At 46.0% G+C, this 16699-nt stretch carries 14 protein-coding genes; 7 read left to right on the top strand and 7 right to left on the bottom strand.

The features are described from left to right. Positions 1–195: 195 nt before the first annotated feature. The 3 genes from QUA74_RS25235 to QUA74_RS25225 form a co-directional block, all read right to left on the bottom strand. Positions 196–873 (bottom strand): TIGR02117 family protein, encoded by a 678-nt coding sequence (locus QUA74_RS25235; RefSeq protein WP_333334544.1) that lies wholly within the window; start codon positions 871–873, stop codon positions 196–198. A gap of 14 nt (positions 874–887) precedes the next feature. Then, positions 888–2090 carry a glycoside hydrolase family 10 protein gene (locus tag QUA74_RS25230; protein ID WP_333334542.1) on the bottom strand — a complete coding sequence of 401 codons (1203 nt, stop codon included), beginning with the start codon at positions 2088–2090 and terminating at the stop codon, positions 888–890. Positions 2091–2264: 174 nt separating this feature from the next. Continuing rightward, the gene (locus QUA74_RS25225; protein WP_333334540.1) at positions 2265–3674 is read right to left on the bottom strand and encodes an amidohydrolase; all 1410 of its coding nucleotides are present in this window, start codon (positions 3672–3674) and stop codon (positions 2265–2267) included. Positions 3675–3887: 213 nt separating this feature from the next. Here QUA74_RS25225 and QUA74_RS25220 point away from each other — a divergent pair, with 213 nt between their 5' ends. The 3 genes from QUA74_RS25220 (at position 3888) to QUA74_RS25210 (ending at position 5791) form a co-directional block, all read left to right on the top strand. Beyond that, positions 3888–4658 carry a cysteine hydrolase family protein gene (locus QUA74_RS25220; RefSeq protein ID WP_333334539.1) on the top strand — a complete coding sequence of 257 codons (771 nt, stop codon included), beginning with the start codon at positions 3888–3890 and terminating at the stop codon, positions 4656–4658. Between the two features lie 211 nt (positions 4659–4869). Continuing rightward, positions 4870–5322, top strand: a complete 453-nt coding sequence (locus QUA74_RS25215; protein ID WP_333334537.1) for a cupin domain-containing protein — start codon at positions 4870–4872, stop codon at positions 5320–5322. Between the two features lie 121 nt (positions 5323–5443). Beyond that, positions 5444–5791, top strand: coding sequence for a DUF952 domain-containing protein (locus QUA74_RS25210; protein WP_333334535.1), 348 nt, complete (start codon positions 5444–5446; stop codon positions 5789–5791). Between the two features lie 122 nt (positions 5792–5913). Here QUA74_RS25210 and QUA74_RS25205 read toward each other — a convergent pair whose 3' ends face one another. Next, positions 5914–7176: a CCA tRNA nucleotidyltransferase gene (locus tag QUA74_RS25205; RefSeq protein ID WP_333334533.1), complete on the bottom strand. Its 1263-nt coding sequence runs from the start codon at positions 7174–7176 to the stop codon at positions 5914–5916. A 107-nt stretch (positions 7177–7283) separates the two neighbouring features. Between QUA74_RS25205 and QUA74_RS25200 the strand changes: the two genes are divergently transcribed. From QUA74_RS25200 to tsaB, 3 genes are all read left to right on the top strand, one after another. Then, the gene (locus QUA74_RS25200) at positions 7284–7532 is read left to right on the top strand and encodes a Ycf34 family protein (protein ID WP_006632635.1); all 249 of its coding nucleotides are present in this window, start codon (positions 7284–7286) and stop codon (positions 7530–7532) included. Positions 7533–7731: 199 nt separating this feature from the next. Further along, positions 7732–9444, top strand: a complete 1713-nt coding sequence (locus QUA74_RS25195; protein WP_333334531.1) for a serine/threonine-protein kinase — start codon at positions 7732–7734, stop codon at positions 9442–9444. Between the two features lie 2 nt (positions 9445–9446). After that, positions 9447–10157 carry a tRNA (adenosine(37)-N6)-threonylcarbamoyltransferase complex dimerization subunit type 1 TsaB gene (gene tsaB / locus QUA74_RS25190; protein ID WP_333334529.1) on the top strand — a complete coding sequence of 237 codons (711 nt, stop codon included), beginning with the start codon at positions 9447–9449 and terminating at the stop codon, positions 10155–10157. A 36-nt stretch (positions 10158–10193) separates the two neighbouring features. On the opposite strand, the gene QUA74_RS25185 is transcribed toward tsaB, so the two are convergent. Beyond that, on the bottom strand, positions 10194–10457 hold the full coding sequence (locus tag QUA74_RS25185; RefSeq protein ID WP_172185550.1) for a hypothetical protein: 264 nt from the start codon (positions 10455–10457) through the stop codon (positions 10194–10196). A gap of 114 nt (positions 10458–10571) precedes the next feature. On the opposite strand from QUA74_RS25185, the gene QUA74_RS25180 reads away from it, so the two are divergent. After that, positions 10572–13187 carry a CHAT domain-containing protein gene (locus QUA74_RS25180; RefSeq protein WP_333334527.1) on the top strand — a complete coding sequence of 872 codons (2616 nt, stop codon included), beginning with the start codon at positions 10572–10574 and terminating at the stop codon, positions 13185–13187. Positions 13188–13714: 527 nt separating this feature from the next. On the opposite strand, the gene QUA74_RS25175 is transcribed toward QUA74_RS25180, so the two are convergent. Beyond that, the gene (locus QUA74_RS25175; RefSeq protein ID WP_333237762.1) at positions 13715–14536 is read right to left on the bottom strand and encodes an SDR family NAD(P)-dependent oxidoreductase; all 822 of its coding nucleotides are present in this window, start codon (positions 14534–14536) and stop codon (positions 13715–13717) included. A 712-nt stretch (positions 14537–15248) separates the two neighbouring features. Then, the gene (locus tag QUA74_RS25170; protein ID WP_333334525.1) at positions 15249–16682 is read right to left on the bottom strand and encodes a carotenoid oxygenase family protein; all 1434 of its coding nucleotides are present in this window, start codon (positions 16680–16682) and stop codon (positions 15249–15251) included. Positions 16683–16699: the final 17 nt, after the last annotated feature.

The raw sequence follows: 16699 nt of genomic DNA, 5'->3' as shown, positions 1-16699 counted from the left end.
GCTTCTGTGATTTATTGCGTAAGCGTTGCTTGCCGTAGGCGTCGCATCCCTCTTTAAAAACTGTCCGGAGTATTGATTTAAAAGACGATAGTATGGTGCGTCAGTATAGAAGTGTTTCCCTTGTAAGCGTAAGTGTTCACTCCTGACGCACCCTACAAGCCTCGTTAGTGGTTTAAATGCGTAACAGCTTACCATTTATTTGTGACATTTGCAACCGCTATTTAAATGAAACATAATCGCCGAAGAAAGCGTTGACCATAAAGGAGTATTGACATCGGCTTTTTGCAAAGCTTCGGCCGTCCAGTCGTTGCAAGTTCTCAAAGTAGAGTAACTGCCTTTAGCTTCATAAAAACTGTCGCTGTTGTCATAGCCGTAGCTAATTTTAATTTTACTATCGGCTGCGTCTAATAGGAATGAATTTTTAATAAAATTTACCATCCTCAGATAATTTACCCCACTAATTTTCACACATTGGGTTTCTAGATTTCGGGGGACAACCCGATAACTTTCAACGTGTACGGTAGAGGGAGTAGGGAGAAATAGCGCCTTGAAAGCTGTAACTGGGTTGATGATTGCTGAGGTGGAAGTTTCCAGCATAAAAGCTCTATCTCCCCAGCCAAAAGACAAATATTTATAATCAGAAGTGGCATCCCGCCCTATTTCTGTTAGCGGTAAATATTGATTCCAGTCAAAATATTCATTTTTAACTGGAACAATGATTTCGGTGTGGATGCCTTGGTTGGAAATGTATAGAGAGATCGTGCAATCTGCTTGCGAGTAATTTCCCCACTTTCTGGGAGTGAGATAGCCAATTGTTAGGAAAGCGGTCAAAAATAAGATGACAATTCCTAAGCGCTGTATGCTTTTTCTCATTTTAACCGTAGGTTTCAAATTCTGCCTTCGGATGGCGGGCGCTGCATCTTTGTGGGGAAGAATTCTTGCAACGCATAATTGCGCTGTTCGGGGGTTTCCCTCGCCCAATTCGACAAACTTTCGTAGAAAAAGAACGAGACGCCAGCGAAATCTCTTTTTCGCACTTCTTGCACTTGTTCTTGAATTTGTTTGAGTGGCACTGAATTATTTTTAAGACCCGTCAAAATGCCGATCGCAGTTGGAATGTTAAGTTTAGCCAGTTTAACTTCTTCCCGTTCTAGTTCGGCATTAAAACGCTTGATATCGCTGCGATAAATCTGCAACACAATTTCGTCGATGTAGCCGCGTCTTTCCCAGGTAAACCAGTCCTGCAAGTGGGCGGGTAAAGAAAAGTGAAAAGGGTTCGGAGATAAGCCGACAATACATTTTTCTTTGCGGGATTTGATGGCGCGGGAAACTCGCCCCACGAAGTCGTTAATTTTGTCAGCGCGCCAGCGCACCCAGAAGGTTTCGCGGGCGTCGTCGGAGGGAGGACTTTTGATTTGTTCCTGATACATTGAGACTGTTAACGGCTCGTAGCCAAATTCTACTGGCAAGCCGAAATGGTCGTCAAATTGAATGCCATCTATATCATAATTATCAACAATTTCTAGGATTAAATCTAAGATAAATTGCTGCACTTCGAGATGAAAGGGATTCAGCCAAACTCGCTCGTGCTTGCCTTCTTTCCAAATAGTTGAACCGTCGCGCCGCTGCGCCAGCCAGTCTGGGTGAAGTGTGGCTAATTCCGATTCGGCGGGAGCCATGAAACCAAACTCAAACCAGGGAATTACTGCTATACCTTTTTGGCGGGATTGTGCTATAATTTCTTTGAGGATGTCTCGGTCTTTCAATCCGGGCGATGGGTCGATCAACTGTCCGAATACTCGTTGGGCGGCTGCGCTGGGATAAAGCGTATAGCCTCCTTGCCAAACCGTGGGATAGATGGTATTAAAATTGAGTTTGTCCAGTCGATTTACAGCGTCAATGATGTTGTTGCGGGAGAAGAGAACGTCGCTGTCAATGTTGGTCAGCCAGACGCCCCGCAATTCAGTTGTTGGGGTGGTGGGCGGGGCTTGAGCCAAGAGACGGGGGGATAATATGGCGGAGGAGGTAAGGGCGATCGCAAAAACAACTATTAAACCCAGTATCCGCTGCCATTTGTGCAATTTAATCATTAATTTTTTGAAAATATTATTGTGAGAGTTCTATTTTACCTCACCAAATAGCACCCTTCTCAAGAACAGGCTTTCCGGCCTGTTCCACAAGAGTTAATTTTCTTGTGGGCCGTTGCTCCTAGCCCGCCCTTGAAAGGCTTATTGAAAATGATGCAATATCTCAGTTTTACCCTACTAAGAGTAACCTTGCAGTTTCATCACTTGTCGGTAGTGCGCTTCAATCTCGCTCACCGTTTGCGATTGACGCTTGCTAGTCCACTCGCTGCGATCGAATAATTCCCGCCTCAAAGCATCAACATCGATCGTTTTCACCTTACCTTCTGCGACAATTTGCTTGCCGTTTACCCAAACGCTGTCTACCGCATTAGTCGGGCGTCCCAATATTAGCAAGCCAATCGGATCGGTGCGCGGCAGCAATGATAAACTGGTTAAATCATACAGCACAAAATCTGCTTTTTTACCGACAGTCAACGAACCCATTTCATCGGCTAGATGCAAGCCTTTTGCTCCTCCCAGGGATGCCATTTCTACAGACTGGCGCGGTGTAATCCATTGGCGGTAATCCAAATCCGTGATATTGTGCAAAATCGAACCAATTTTAATCGCTTCGAGCAAATCTTGAGAGTCATTGCTAGCAGCGCCGTCGCAGCCGAAAGATACGTTGACTCCCGCTTGGCGGTATTTGAAAATCGGTGCAATCCCGCTTCCCAGGCGCAAGTTGCTGAGGGGATTGTGTACGACAGTCGCTCCCGTTGCTGCCATAATCGCAATGTCGGCATCGTCCAGCCAAACGCAGTGCGCTAAGGAAGTTCGGGGACTCAAATAACCAATTTTTTGCAGGTGTTCGACAGCGCTACAGCCGTATTTTTCGTAAGCTAACTGTTTTTGAGCGGGAGTTTCCAAGAGGTGGGCGTGGCGGCAAATATTGTAGCGATCGCTCAATTCGATGCAGCCTTCAAACAAACCATCGGAACACAGTTGAATTCCCGTCGGCGCCAACAACATATTAACACCTTGTTCGGGATTGTGAAACTGTTTTATGGCTTCTTCCATTAACTCTAAAGTTGCCTTAGTCGAGCGAATGTAAGTTGCGTGTTCGAGTCCGCTATCGCCCGCAGGCATTCCCGCTGTCAGGGATTGATCTTGAATTAACGGTCCGATAAAAGCGCGGATACCGATTTCTTGATAAGCGCGAACTGCGGCGGCGATTGTCTCTAATTCCTGCCCCGGAATCAAAACTAAATGATCGACTACGCTTGTACCGCCCGACAGCAATGTTTCTACCGCAGTTCCCACGGCGCTCAAATAAACTTGTTCGGGATCGAGAGGGGTAAAATCGTATAATTCGGCAATCCACAACTCCAGCGGCAAAGGGGGAATAATGCCTCGTTGCCACATTTCTGAAGAGTGAGTGTGCGCGTTGACAAAACCGGGCAGCAGCAGCTTATTTTTGCCATCGATAACTGTTCCCGCAGGCTCTAAATTGGGCGCGATTGCACTTATGCAATTATCCACTACTTTTACATCTGCGGTTTCATAACCGCTATCAACCGGAATTAAAGCATTTTGAATTGTAAAGCTCATAGATTTACCCTGTTTGTAAATTTGTATTAATTTTTATTGTAGGATTGCAGGGCGCTAACATTTGCGGTCGCCAAACTGTAATAAACTTAATACATCCTAAAAATTATCACAAAGTTACCCCTGATACTTAATTATAGTAAAGATTTAAGATATGACAAGTTAGTAACAATCAAATTGTTATAAGATTAAAATCGTTTTTGAGTCAAAATCCTTATGAATCCTGATTTTCTCCGCACCTTGGGCGTACCGCCGAATGCTTGGAAAGTTGATGCCAAAATTGCCGATATCACCCGATCGCCGATCGCGCCTCAACCTGTTACCCTGGAAACAGAAACTAAGACCCTGCGTTTGGACTTAGCAAAAGCAGCAATGTTGGTGATAGATATGCAAAACGATTTCTGTCATCCCGACGGTTGGCTAGCACATATTGGGGTAGATGTAACGCCCGCCAGAACTCCAATTAATCCTTTAAAAAATTTGCTGCCCGAATTGCGATCGCACGCAATACCAATTATTTGGATTAACTGGGGGAACCGCCCCGATTTGCTCAATATTAGTGCAGCTTCCCGTCACGTTTACAATCCCACAGGCGACGGCGTAGGTTTGGGAGATCCGCTGCCAAAAAACAACGCACCTGTACTGATGGCAGGGAGTTGGGCGGCCGCAGTTGTCGATGAATTGGAACCCAAACCCGAGGATATTTGCGTTGATAAATATCGGATGAGCGGCTTTTGGGATACTCCTTTAGATAGTATCTTGCGGAACCTCGGCAGAACTACACTTTTCTTCGGAGGAGTAAACGCCGATCAGTGCGTCATGGCTACGCTGCAAGATGCTAATTTCCTCGGTTACGACTGTATTTTAGTCAAAGATTGTACAGCTACGACATCTCCCGAGTATTGCTGGCAAGCTACTCTTTATAACGTTAAACAATGTTTTGGCTTTTTGTCGGATTCTCAGGCTATGTTAGAAGCAATTAAATAGCAGTCATCAGGGGAGTATCCCTCTGGAGTGTAAAAAGCGTTTTTTAGGAGTGCGAGACTCCCGCACAGCAAAGCCTATATCTCGCTTCCGGCTCTGATAGCGAACTCTCCTGTGAAATCAATAAACTTTGGAGGTTGAGCGGCGGACTAATGACTCTGGATTCTCACTAATGACAGCAGAAACATAACCACTGACAACTAACAATAAAAAAATGACAAACCAGTGCGTGATTCCTGTTATAAAGTCTCCGAAAGACTACCAAGCATTTCGCATCAGTCCGGGCGATACTAATAGATTAGCTATCGTCTTCGATCCGGTAATAGCTAATGTTTCATTAACAGTTTGCGTGGAGATTTTCGATGTGGGAGGCAAAACTCCTCCCAACCGCCATCAATTGGCAGTAGAAATGTTTTTTGTACTCAAAGGAACAGGGCAAGCAACCTGCGACGGCAAAACAGTTAGTATTAAACCGGGAGATAGTTTGTTAGTGCCTCCAACGGGGACTCACGTAATTGAGAATACCGGAAGTGGACGTTTGTACACTTTGTGCATTATGGTGCCGAATGAGGATTTTGTGGAACTAATTCGCAGCGGTACACCAGTCGAACTCGATGAGGAAGATATGAGAGTTCTCAGGCGATCGGATGTACTCGTATCGTGCTAGTTTTGTAGTAAGGAGTTTAGCCTTTTAATCTTCTAGGCTCAGCCTGGGAAAGCAGATCCCCGACTTGTTTAAGCAGTCGGGGATCTAACAAAATACTGTTTTACGTTAAAAATTTTCAATTATGAGCATTATTTTTCACATCACCCGCAGCCAAGAGTGGGAAGAAGCAAAACAAGTTCAATCCTATCGCGGAGATACGCTAGATACTGAAGGATTTATCCACTGTTCGACTCTGCCACAAGTTCTTAAATCTGCTAATAAATTTTTTGTGGGACAAACAGGATTGCTCCTGCTTTGGATTGACTCAGACAAAGTGCAAGCTGCACTTAAGTATGAATATGCTGCCGGTGAGAATTACCCGCACATTTACGGGCCGCTGAATGTTGATGCTGTGGTGAAAGTTGTTGAGTTTGAACCGGGTGCAGATGGCAAGTTTGAATTGCCGGAAGAATTAAGGAATGTTGTTTAATATGCACATTTTGCACCATTGTATACTAACTTTTTAGGGCGTTGCTCAGAGCAACAGCCCACCAGACAATTAATTGTTTTGTGGAACGGGCATATTGCCCGTTTCTAACATTAGTGGAAAATCTAAACTTCAACTGATTTATCTACCAACTCTGCCGCCAATTTCAGCGCATCTTCGCGAGTCGCAATTCTCCCTTCCACCCGGGCTAATTGAATCTCCATCAACAATTGACCGATGCGCGGACTTCTCGGCAAATTCAAATATTCCATTAAATCATTGCCGCTAACTAATTGTGTGGGATGAGCAACAATATCATCTGCATCCAGATAGCGATTAATTAACAGTGAAATCTCCTCAACCGCAACTCCCGCCGCCACCGCCAAAACCGTTAAAACGGGAAATACTATTCCCACATCCCGAAACAAAAAATACTGTTCTCGCAAAGACATTTCCGCGATAGGTTTTGCTTGCAATTTGGGCAAGTATTTCAAAAGCTCGATCGCACTTTTAATCTCCGCATTGCTGTACTTCAACCGCTGCAACTGGGTTTCAGCAATTGTCGGGTCGGAATCTGCCAAAACAGCCAACTTCGCAACGGCCAACAACGGCGTTTTAATCGTATCTCGAATCGATCGCGAAAATTCTCTCCCCAAATCTGGATAAATTGTCGCTAGCTTGGCAGCAGACGCATCAATTTTTGTCAAAATATCAAAACGGTCGATCGCACTTTCAAACCAAATCGAAAACAAACCGTCTTCGCAACCGCGACAAATCCAAGGAACACCGTTAGGATTGCTCAACAAATAACCCAATTCTGTCCGCACTCGTTCCACCGCTACCCGACTCAACAACGGCGCTAATTCCCGAATCGCAGATAGAGTTTCAGCTTCGATCGCAAAACCCAACTGCGCCGCTTGGCGGTAAGCTCTTAATAACCTTAGCGGATCGTCCTCCAAATTTGACCGCGAAATCATCCGCAGCAAACCCAACCGCAAGTCAGTTTGACCGTCCAAAGGATCGATGATTTCTCCTGTAAAAGGATTGCAGGCGATCGCATTTATCCGAAAATCCCGGCGCCGCAAATCCCCCTCCAGACTCCCCCCTTCCGCCTGCGCCAAATCCACCGTACCGCCCGCAAATACAACCCGCGCAATTTGGCGTTCCGCATCCAACAAGACAAATCCACCTTTCGTGCGATCGGCAATTTTTCGAGCAGTCTTCACGGCCCGTGTTAGCATAACGAAATCTAAATCAAAATAGTGCGATCGCCTTCCCAGCAGCGCATCCCGCACCGCACCCCCCACCAGATAAGCAGGCGGTGTCAGCAGTTCCAAATCAAACGGCCAAGTATCAGGAGATAATGAAGAAGGCAAATTAATCGGCATTGCAACAAAAATCTACAAACTTACAAACAATTAAACTCTTGCTACGCTAGATTAACAGAAAGCTCAAATTTCACCAATCTTTTTGAAATGCACAGAGGATATCAAGAATGTGTATTTGTATTAACTGCCACTATGTAGACCGCTGCTTCACCTACCACGCCGTAGAAGAACAGCACGAACAGCTTCACCTCACCGAAACACCCGATTTCGACCCCGTAGAACCCACTATCAACGTCAACATTCGCCCCCGCCAAGACGAAATTGAAATGGAATGGGATGTAGTTGGCTGTCAAAGTTTCAAGCAAGAGACCGGCAAATGGGCAAAATTGCGGCCAGGCGAACTCGTCCCGACTTAAGGAAGAAGGAAGAGGGAAGAAGGAAGAAGGAAGAAGGAAAAAAATATAACGATATCCTTTTCTTGTTTCTTCTTTTTACCCAATTTTCAATTTTCCATTTCCAATATTCAATTTTCAATTTTCAATTCCCGATGCCCAATTCTCCATCCCCAATTACAAATCTAAAATCTAAAATCTAAAATCTAAAATCTAAAATCCAATGTGCTATTGCTTAAACCCAGCTTGTCAGAATCCGCAAAACCCAGGTGATGCAGAATTGTGCCAAAGTTGCGGATCAAAATTGTTGTTAACTATTGACGCAGAAACACCATCAGCATCTCGCTACCGAACCATAAAGCCGATCGGGCAAGGAGGCTTTGGCCGAACATTTCTAGCAGTTGATGAAACCAAACCCCTGATTTTTTCGCAGTGCGTTATCAAGCAATTTTTGCAGCAAAATACCGCAGCCGAAAAAGCGGCTCAACTATTTCACCAGGAAGCAGCCCAGCTAGAAACCTTGGGAAAACATCCCCAGATTCCAGAATTAATCGCGCATTTTGAACAAGATGGGAGACAGTATTTAGTACAAGAATTTGTAGACGGCAAAAACCTAGCCAGAGAATTAGAACAAAAAGGAGCATTCACCGAAACTCAAATTCGGCAAATCCTCAACGATTTATTGCCAGTGCTCCACTTCGTCCACAAATCCAAAGTCATTCACCGCGATATCAAACCAGAAAATATCATTCGCCGCCGCCTATCTCCAGCCCCTTTACCCGCCTTAGAAAATTCCTATCAACCCTCTCCTTTCCAAAAAGATATTGTTTTAGTAGACTTTGGTGCAGCTAAGAAAGTAACAGCAACCGGGTTGCCGCAAACTGGTACAATCATCGGCAGTGCTGCTTATACAGCCCCAGAACAATTGATGGGGAAAGCAGTTTTTGCCAGCGATATCTACAGTTTGGGCGTTACTTGCATTCACTTGCTGACTGAAATTCCTCCCTTCGATTTGTTCGACAGTACAGAGGATTCTTGGGCTTGGCGAAATTATTTGAAGACTGCTGTTAGCGATGATTTCGGCCGCATCCTCGACACCATGCTCCAAAGTGCCACCAATCGGCGCTACAGTTCAGCCTCAGCAGTCATCCGGCACTTGAACCCCAAACCGGTGTATTTAGACGCACAGCCGGTGCTAGACGCGCCGGAAACGCCCGCAGAACGGGTGGTTACACCTGCGCCCGGTGTGTCGCTTTTCACTCGCCAACAGCAAGCCGAAATTCAGCAAGCTTTACAAGAGGCGATCGCCCCGTACAATGTTACAATCCAAGTCAGTCAAGCCAAGCAACAGCTCAATATCGTCATCAACAGAACCGAAGACAACCCCGTTTACTATCCGCACTTATCTCAAATAATTGCCACCAGACTCACAGATTTGCAGTTAAATAAAGTTGCAGCCGTGAAGCTGTTGGGAAGAGTCAACAATTCTCGCCGCCCCGAGTGGAAGCAAATATTGCAAATCGATCCCAAGATTCAATTGAGAAACAAACTCGTGCGGCTGCAACACAATCAATTACTCAAGAAAATCGCCCCTGTTGCTACCCAAGAATTTTGGCTGCCGAAGTTGAAAACTCAGGATTTTTGGATAGATGCGCTAATGTTTGCCTTAGTTTGGTTTATTTTTGGCTCTCAAATAGTCATTTTTAATTCTTGGTTTGCGCTAATAGTTTCGTCGGGTTTTATGACGGTGAAGCATCAAGTTTCCCAACACAAAGAATTTGCCAATAAAAATTTATTTGCAAGTTTAGTAGTGCTGTTTTTGATGAGTGGCGGTCTGGGTAATTCCAGGATTTTAAATACGGGAATATTTGGCATTCTTTTGGGTTGCTTAGTTGTGGCTTTGCCGCTGTTTTTTGTTAAGGAAAATTATCAGTAATCGTGAATAGCAATCCCCAAGACGGAACATCTGTTAAAAAATACGGCTTAGCCCTGCACACAGCTAGTCGCGAACTCGGTTTAGCCATCAGCAATTTTGCCGGGGATTCTCGCTGCCAAACTTGGAATTTGGATCGCGATTTAGCAACTCATTTGCATCAGTATTTAGTGGAGTTTATTCAGCCACAAACTTGGGCGGATTTGGCTTTTATTGCGGTGGCGAAGGGGCCAGGAGGTTTCACTGGGACTCGCATGGGTATGGTGACGGCGCGGACTTTGGCTCAACAGTTGGATATTCCGGTTTTTGCGATTTCAACTTTGGCGGCTGTGGCTTGGGCGGCACCCCCCCTTGCTAAGAGGCTTTTGGAATTAGAACCTCCCCAACCCCCCCTTGGTAAGGGGGGGCTTTTGAGAGATGATATGGCGCTGCAAATGCCTGCACAGCGGGGACAATTGTTTGGGGCGGTTTATTCAGTTAACAAAGATTCTGGTTTAACTGAGTTGTTTCCTGAGACGGTGATGACTCCTGAATCTTGGCAAGAAAAGTTGGATAATTGGGGTAATTCTTATCAGTTAATTGAAGTTGGTAGCGAGTTAGGTTGGTCGGTTTCTAGTGTGTGGGAATTGGCTTATTTGGAGTGGCAAAGGGGAAGTCGTCCTGATTGGTCGGATGCTTTGCCTTTTTACGGTCAACATCCGGTTAAGGGACACTAAATATTGGGAATTGGGAATTGGTAATTGGTAAAGAGTTTATTTAAGGGCGATACAAACTTCGAGGCAAAAAGTTAATGTTAGCGGGTCTGGGTTTTCGGTTCGCAATCGATCGATCTCAGCTCGATCGCAGCCGCGAGATTCCATAAAATCGAGCATCCAGTTCGTTATGGTAGCGAGATCGATGTATTTTGCTCCGAGGCAAACAGGGCAAATTTCGGGGCTGAGGGTACCGGTGCCACCGCATTCGGGGCAATCCCAGTGGGTTGTTACGGGATCGGGGGTAGTTAGGATGTTGTTCATGCTGGGAAAAAGTACGCGCGGCGTAGCGATCCCGCAGGGAATCGCACTACTCGTTCACTCTAGCAAAAATGCCGATCGCCCTGACTTCTTCCTGCCTTTACACTAAGCGAGCTAGTGATTAAGATTGACAAAAATACAAAAGGGGTGGCTATGCTCGATCGCACTCAATGGTTTTTGGCTGGTATGTCGATCGCACTTTCGGTTCAGTTAAGTCAGCCAGTGGCAGCAGCCGTGCCACTTGGTAAAGTCGTACAAACAGCACAAACTAACAGTAGCGACCCTGCTACAAAAGCATTAAATGAAGGATTAGAACTCTACAATCAAGGAACGGCGGACTCAAAAAGAAGTGCGATCGTCAAGTTGGAAGAAGCCTTAAAGCTGTATCGAGAAGCGGGCGATAGATCCCAAGAAGCTGTCACTCTCACCACCCTCGGCAGTTTCCACTCAAGATTGGGAGAAAAGCAGAAGGCGCTAGAGTATTACAGCCAGTCGCTTTCCCTGTATCGGGCAATCGGCGATCGCCATGGGGAAGTTGGCAGCCTCAACAACCTCGGCACTGTCTACTCAGAATTGGGAGAAAAACAGAAGGCGCTAGAGTATTACAGCCAGTCGCTTTCCCTGTATCGGGCAATCGGTGATCGCGGTGGGGAAGCTTACACCCTCACCACCCTCGGCAGTCTCTACTCAGCATTGGGAGAAAAACAGAAGGCGCTAGAGTATTACAGCCAGTCGCTTTCCCTGCACCGGGCACTAGGCGATCGCACCCGGGAAGCCAGCACCCTCAAACACATCGGCGTTGTCTACTATGATTTGGGAAAACCACAGAAAGCGCTAGAGTATTTCCGTCAGTTGCTTCCCCTGTATCGGACAATCGGCGATCGGTCAGCGGAAGCTCCCACCTTGGCCATGATCGGCCTTGTCTACTATGATTTGGGAAAACCACAGAAAGCGCTAGAGTATTTCAGTCAGTCGCTTTCACTGTATCGGGCAATCGGCGATCGGTCAGCAGAAGCTCACGCCCTCTATGGTATTGCCCTTGCCAAACGCGCTCAAGGCAATCTTACCGAAGCCCTCAACGATATTGAACCCTCTGTCAAAATCATCGAAAATATCCGCACCGAAATAGCCAGCCCAGAAATCCGCGCCTCATTCTTTGCCGTAGTCTCATACTTCTACGAATTCTACATCGACCTGTTAATGGAACTGCATAAAACTAATCCTAAATTTGGTTACGATACAAAAGCCTTAGAATCCAGCGAACGTTTGAGAGCCCGCACCCTCCTTGAACTTCTCCAAGAAAGTAACACCAACATTCGCGAAGGCATTTCCCCCGATTTACTGCAACAAGAAAAGAGCGTGCAACAGCAACTCAATGCCATTGAAAAGCAGCGCATTGAAGCAATTAGCACCCTCAATCCAAACGCAGCTAAAATCGCTGAAATCGACAAACAGCACCTCTCATTTTTGCAACAATATCAGGAACTCCAAACAAAGATTCGTACTGCCAACCCCCGCTACGCTGCCCTCACCCAACCCCAACCTTTAACACTCCCAGAAATTCAGAAACAGATTCTCGATGAGAACACGATTTTATTGCAGTATTTCCTCGGCGAAGACCGCAGTTATTTGTGGGTTCTAACATCAACGGGACTAACTAGCTATGAATTGCCAAAACAGGTTGACATTGAAACAGCAGCCCGCAATTTCCGAGACGCAGTAACTAGCCCAATTCAGAGAGATATTCCCCAACAAGTTGCCGAAGCGAGTGCCAATCTGGGCAAATTAATTTTACAGCCCGCAGCAGCCCAATTAGGAAATAAACGCTTATTAATTGTTCCCGACGGCGTGCTACACTATACTCCTTTTCCAGCTTTAACTATTTCCCAAACCCGGGGACAAAATGTCAATGTTCCCTTAATTGCCGAACATGAAATTATTACCCTGCCTTCCGCCTCAAGTCTTGCTATTCTCAGGCAAAATTATGCAGATAGAAAACCGCCAAGCCAAACTTTAGCAATTTTAGCAGACCCTGTTTTCAGTCCAGATGATGAAAGAATTAAAGGAAAAATTACCCAAGAAACGACTGACAAGTTAGAAGCAAATAACCTTGGTTTAAATCGCTCGCTCCGTGCTTCCAATCTGGGATGGCCACCCAAACGCCTACGCTTTACCCGCCAAGAAGCCCAAACAATATCCAGCTTATTCCCCTCAGCTTCTAGCCGTCAAATATTTGATTTTGATGCCAGTCGCACTACTGCTACCGATGGAAATTTAGCCAATTATCAAATCATTCACTTCGCCACCCACGGCCTTGCTAACAGCCAAAATCCCGAACTGTCAGGAATTCTGATGTCGATGGTAGATGACAAAGGCAATCTTGTCAATGGCTTTTTGCGCCTCACCGATATTTTTAACTTGAAACTGGCGGCAAATTTAGTGGTTTTAAGTGCTTGCCAATCGGGCATGGGACAGAATGTTAAAGGCGAAGGAATGGTGGGATTAACAAGGGGTTTTATGTATGCGGGGGCGCAGCGGGTGGCGGTGAGTTTGTGGAGTGTGGATGATGAAGGAACTGCTGTGTTAATGCAAAAGTTCTATCAAAAAATGCTGCAACAAAAGTTAGCACCGGCGGCAGCTTTGAGGGCGGCGCAGATCGAAATGATGCAGCAGTCAGAATGGAAGTCTCCCTATTATTGGGCTGCTTTTACGTTGCAAGGGGAGTGGAAATGATAAACAGCACTTTTGCTGGTAAGTAAGTACATAGCCCTTGTAGGGACACGGCAATGCCCAAGGCGTGTCAACTTAACATTAAACCGGCAGTCCAACAATCCGACAGTCCGACAATCCGACAGTCCGACAATCCGACAATCCGACAGTCCGACAGGGAATGAAATCCCTGTCTAATAGCTAAAGTCCTCTGAAGAGGACTAATGAGTTTAAAAATTGGGCGTTGGTGAATACAGGTAGGAATTCTGATTTCCCAATTGCCATAACAGAAGTATGGTGAGTTTTGTAACATCAAGCGAAAAGTTGATTCCTACCGTGAATCAGCAACCTCAAAAATTCTTCTTCTCAGTCCTCTTCAGAGGACTTTCGCTATGAGACAGGGATTTCAATCCCTGGCGGACTACCGGGTGGGCGGGCTGACAGCTTAAGTTGACACCAATGGGCCGAAGAGCCCGGAACGGGCAAGATGCCCGTTCCACAAAGAAAGAGTTTTCTCGTGGGGTGGGCATCTTGCCCGCCCATAAAAGGGTTTATCGTCCGCTAGCCAAAGCCTCCCGCAATTTGCGGCCCCGCGATTTATCCCGAAGTTCTGGAGTCGCCATCCGCAACACAAAATCCAGCAACCAAGGCGCAATTCGGTGACACCAAACTGCTAGATGACTTTGCCATCCTACCAAGATTTCCGGCGCATCTTTCTGCAATCCCGCGACAAGTGCTAGGGCAACTTTTTCGGGAGTTGTGGGCACTACCCACCGGAATTGCTCCAAGTCTCGCACCATGTCGGTATCTGTTAGAGATGGCAGCAAAGCTGTGACTCGAACATTGTACTGAGTTAACTCGCTGCGTAAAGCTTGGGTGAATCCCAAAATGGCAAATTTGGTAGCAGAATAAGTAGCCATTGTGGGAGCAGCAATTTTGCCCATCAAGCTCGAAACATTAACGATTGTTCCCTCTTTTTGAGTCGCCATTCGCCGAGCTATCAAGCGGGTAATTGTGTAGGTTCCGAGCAAATTTAAGGCGATTTCTTCCTCGATTAACGGCAGCGGGGAACGCAAGAAAGATGCTTGGTGCGCGACGCCTGCACAGTTGACTAGCAGGTGAATCGGGCCGCAATCTCGCCAAGCTTGGGCGATCGCAATATTCACCGCAACTGACTGAGTTAAATCCAAAGCTAACGGCACAACTTCTGTTCCCAAAACATCGATTTCCTCTGCCAGTTCAATTAATTGCTTGCGGTTGCGCGCCACAATCAACAAACGTTTGACTCCTTGTCTCGCTAATTCCAGGGCGATCGATCGCCCAATTCCGCGCGAAGCTCCTGTAACAAGAGCTGTTTTTCCTTGAAGTTGCATAGATTAAACCTTTTGGTTGATTCTCACCGCGGCACGGAGTTATGAGTTGTGAGTTGTGAATTATTAGTTATGAGTTGAATGTTTTGGCGGTAACAACTCATAATTCATAATTGTTTAAAAGGCTATCTTGTTCCGATAAGCCTAATTTATTCGTGGGGTTAACTCAAAACCCAAAACTGTTGAATCGCTAACGTGCGCGTGAGTTGAACTAAACTTTTGGTTTGCCACGAATCAGTCAAATATCTGGTCATGCAACCTCATGCAAGCAGACAAACCTGAGATGGGCAAACCTAGTCGGAAATCATGACCAAGCGGGCTTTATTACCGCTTTTTTTTCAGTTCGCGGAGGCGGACTTTGCCTGTGTAGCCGCGAATTTATTCGCCGGGGATTTGTTTTCTTCAGTCCGCAGAGGCGGACTTTGCCTGTGTAGTCGCGAATTTATTCGCCGGGAATATTGACCCCGAATTAGTCATTGTTCGGGGCTTAATGACCCCTTTTTTTAGTCCGCAGAGGCAGACGATATCCTGTGCAGCGGCGACTTAAAATCGCCGGGAATTCGTGCGAATTGGCACAGGATAATTGAGCAATGCAGATTATCAATTCCACACCTCCTAGATATGAGAATTTCCTATCTACACACACCTTAACAACTTGACAGAGAAGCGGCAACAATTTTTAATAAATCTTCCGCAACACTTCTTTACAATTTTCTCAGACTGCCGATTTCCACGTGCCGTGAAAGCCCAAAGGTATTACACCGGGCAATTCTAGCTTGCAAACAGGTTCGCGGGAAAGTCCGTCGCTGTCAAATATCCAGACTTCGCTGCTATCAGAATTGCCGTCATAAATAACTGTTACTATCCAACCTTTCTCCGAGGAAATATCTGGAACGTAGATGGGCTCTGTGGGATAGCGATTTTCGCCCAAGTCGGCAATTGTGAGATTGCGGGTTTGCGTGTCCAAACGGGCGATCGCACCATAACGTTCCGGTACAATATCAACGTCAGGCCGATACATTGCCAGATAAATATATCGTGAGTCTTGCCCTATTTCTGAAGCAGGTACCATCGGAAATTCGCAAGGTTGATCCAGCAATTCTTCGGCTGCTGTCACTTTGCCAGTTTGAGGATTGAGATGCACCCGCCACAGGGAACCCTCCGCATCAGTGCGAGTTTCACCCGCCGCTACTTCTTTCAGCCGCTGATTAGTTTGAAAGTCAGGGAAGCGCACAAAATCTACAGCCACCGAACCATCTTCCTTGACAAAACCGTTAGCAAAATGCCACTGAAACCAAGAATCGGTTTCGCCCCGATTAACTAAAGAGAGAGTTTCAGAGTCAATAACTAATATCTGCGTTCCTAACTCCGGTTTCCATTCCAAACAGTCGCTGTAACTCCTAATTCCAGCTAACACTGGCAAAAATTTTGCTCGTACTGGCGGCACAAAAAATATTAGATACTTTCCAGCCAAAACAAAATCGTGAAGCATAGGAGGTCCATCTAAAGCAACAGTTCCTTGTTGCACAATTTTGCCTGTAGGATCGCTTTTATACAGATTCAACTTTGTACTGGCACCATGTGTAATTCCAAAGTTAAAAATATTCCCAGTAATCGGGTCGCGCTTGCAGTGAGCTGAATAAGAAGATCCACTCTCTAAACTTCCTAAATCGTCCGTTCCCTGAGTTTCCAGAGTTTGCAAATCGAGGCTGTGAGGCAAGCCGCCTTCCCACAAAGCTAAAAGGCGATCGGGCAAAGCTAAAACTGAAGTATTGGCAGCATTTTTAACAGATTTAGTCCACCGTAACCAGGTCGGGCCGGGTGCTGTCATGCCATAATTACTGTAGAGAAATTTATCAGCTTTTTCCTCAGCTTGATATCCTGCTGTCTGCACGTAGCGATAAACAGCAGCAGCACCGACATCGGTAAAATGTACTGCCAAAATTGCACCATCGCCATCAAACCAGTGTCCCGCATTCATGCCGCCACGTTCTAAACGTGCGGGCCCGTTGCGATAGAGAGTGCCGCGCAATCCTGCGGGAATTTGACCGCTTTTAACCAATAGCTGAGTCAGCGGAAACTCTGCAGCCGGACGAACTAAAGCTTTTGCCCAAAATTTTTTAGATGAGATTTTAGTGCTTGTTTTCATTTTAAACTGGCAATTTT

The organism is Microcoleus sp. LAD1_D3, assembly GCF_036702135.1.
Taxonomy (GTDB): domain Bacteria; phylum Cyanobacteriota; class Cyanobacteriia; order Cyanobacteriales; family Microcoleaceae; genus Microcoleus.
Note: the sequence above shows the minus strand (reverse complement) of the source record. Positions and strands in the feature narration are given on the sequence as shown.

Excerpts from the sequence above, each read along its gene's own strand:
- QUA74_RS25195 (WP_333334531.1), top strand. The coding sequence starts at position 7,732 with ATGTGCTATTGCTTAAACCCAGCTTGTCAGAATCCGCAAAACCCAGGT.
- QUA74_RS25205 (WP_333334533.1), bottom strand. The coding sequence starts at position 7,176 with ATGCCGATTAATTTGCCTTCTTCATTATCTCCTGATACTTGGCCGTTT.
- QUA74_RS25230 (WP_333334542.1), bottom strand. The coding sequence starts at position 2,090 with ATGATTAAATTGCACAAATGGCAGCGGATACTGGGTTTAATAGTTGTT.
- QUA74_RS25225 (WP_333334540.1), bottom strand. The coding sequence starts at position 3,674 with ATGAGCTTTACAATTCAAAATGCTTTAATTCCGGTTGATAGCGGTTAT.
- QUA74_RS25210 (WP_333334535.1), top strand. The coding sequence starts at position 5,444 with ATGAGCATTATTTTTCACATCACCCGCAGCCAAGAGTGGGAAGAAGCA.
- QUA74_RS25235 (WP_333334544.1), bottom strand. The coding sequence starts at position 873 with ATGAGAAAAAGCATACAGCGCTTAGGAATTGTCATCTTATTTTTGACC.
- QUA74_RS25170 (WP_333334525.1), bottom strand. The coding sequence starts at position 16,682 with ATGAAAACAAGCACTAAAATCTCATCTAAAAAATTTTGGGCAAAAGCT.
- QUA74_RS25220 (WP_333334539.1), top strand. The coding sequence starts at position 3,888 with ATGAATCCTGATTTTCTCCGCACCTTGGGCGTACCGCCGAATGCTTGG.
- QUA74_RS25185 (WP_172185550.1), bottom strand. The coding sequence starts at position 10,457 with ATGAACAACATCCTAACTACCCCCGATCCCGTAACAACCCACTGGGAT.
- QUA74_RS25200 (WP_006632635.1), top strand. The coding sequence starts at position 7,284 with ATGTGTATTTGTATTAACTGCCACTATGTAGACCGCTGCTTCACCTAC.
- QUA74_RS25175 (WP_333237762.1), bottom strand. The coding sequence starts at position 14,536 with ATGCAACTTCAAGGAAAAACAGCTCTTGTTACAGGAGCTTCGCGCGGA.
- QUA74_RS25215 (WP_333334537.1), top strand. The coding sequence starts at position 4,870 with ATGACAAACCAGTGCGTGATTCCTGTTATAAAGTCTCCGAAAGACTAC.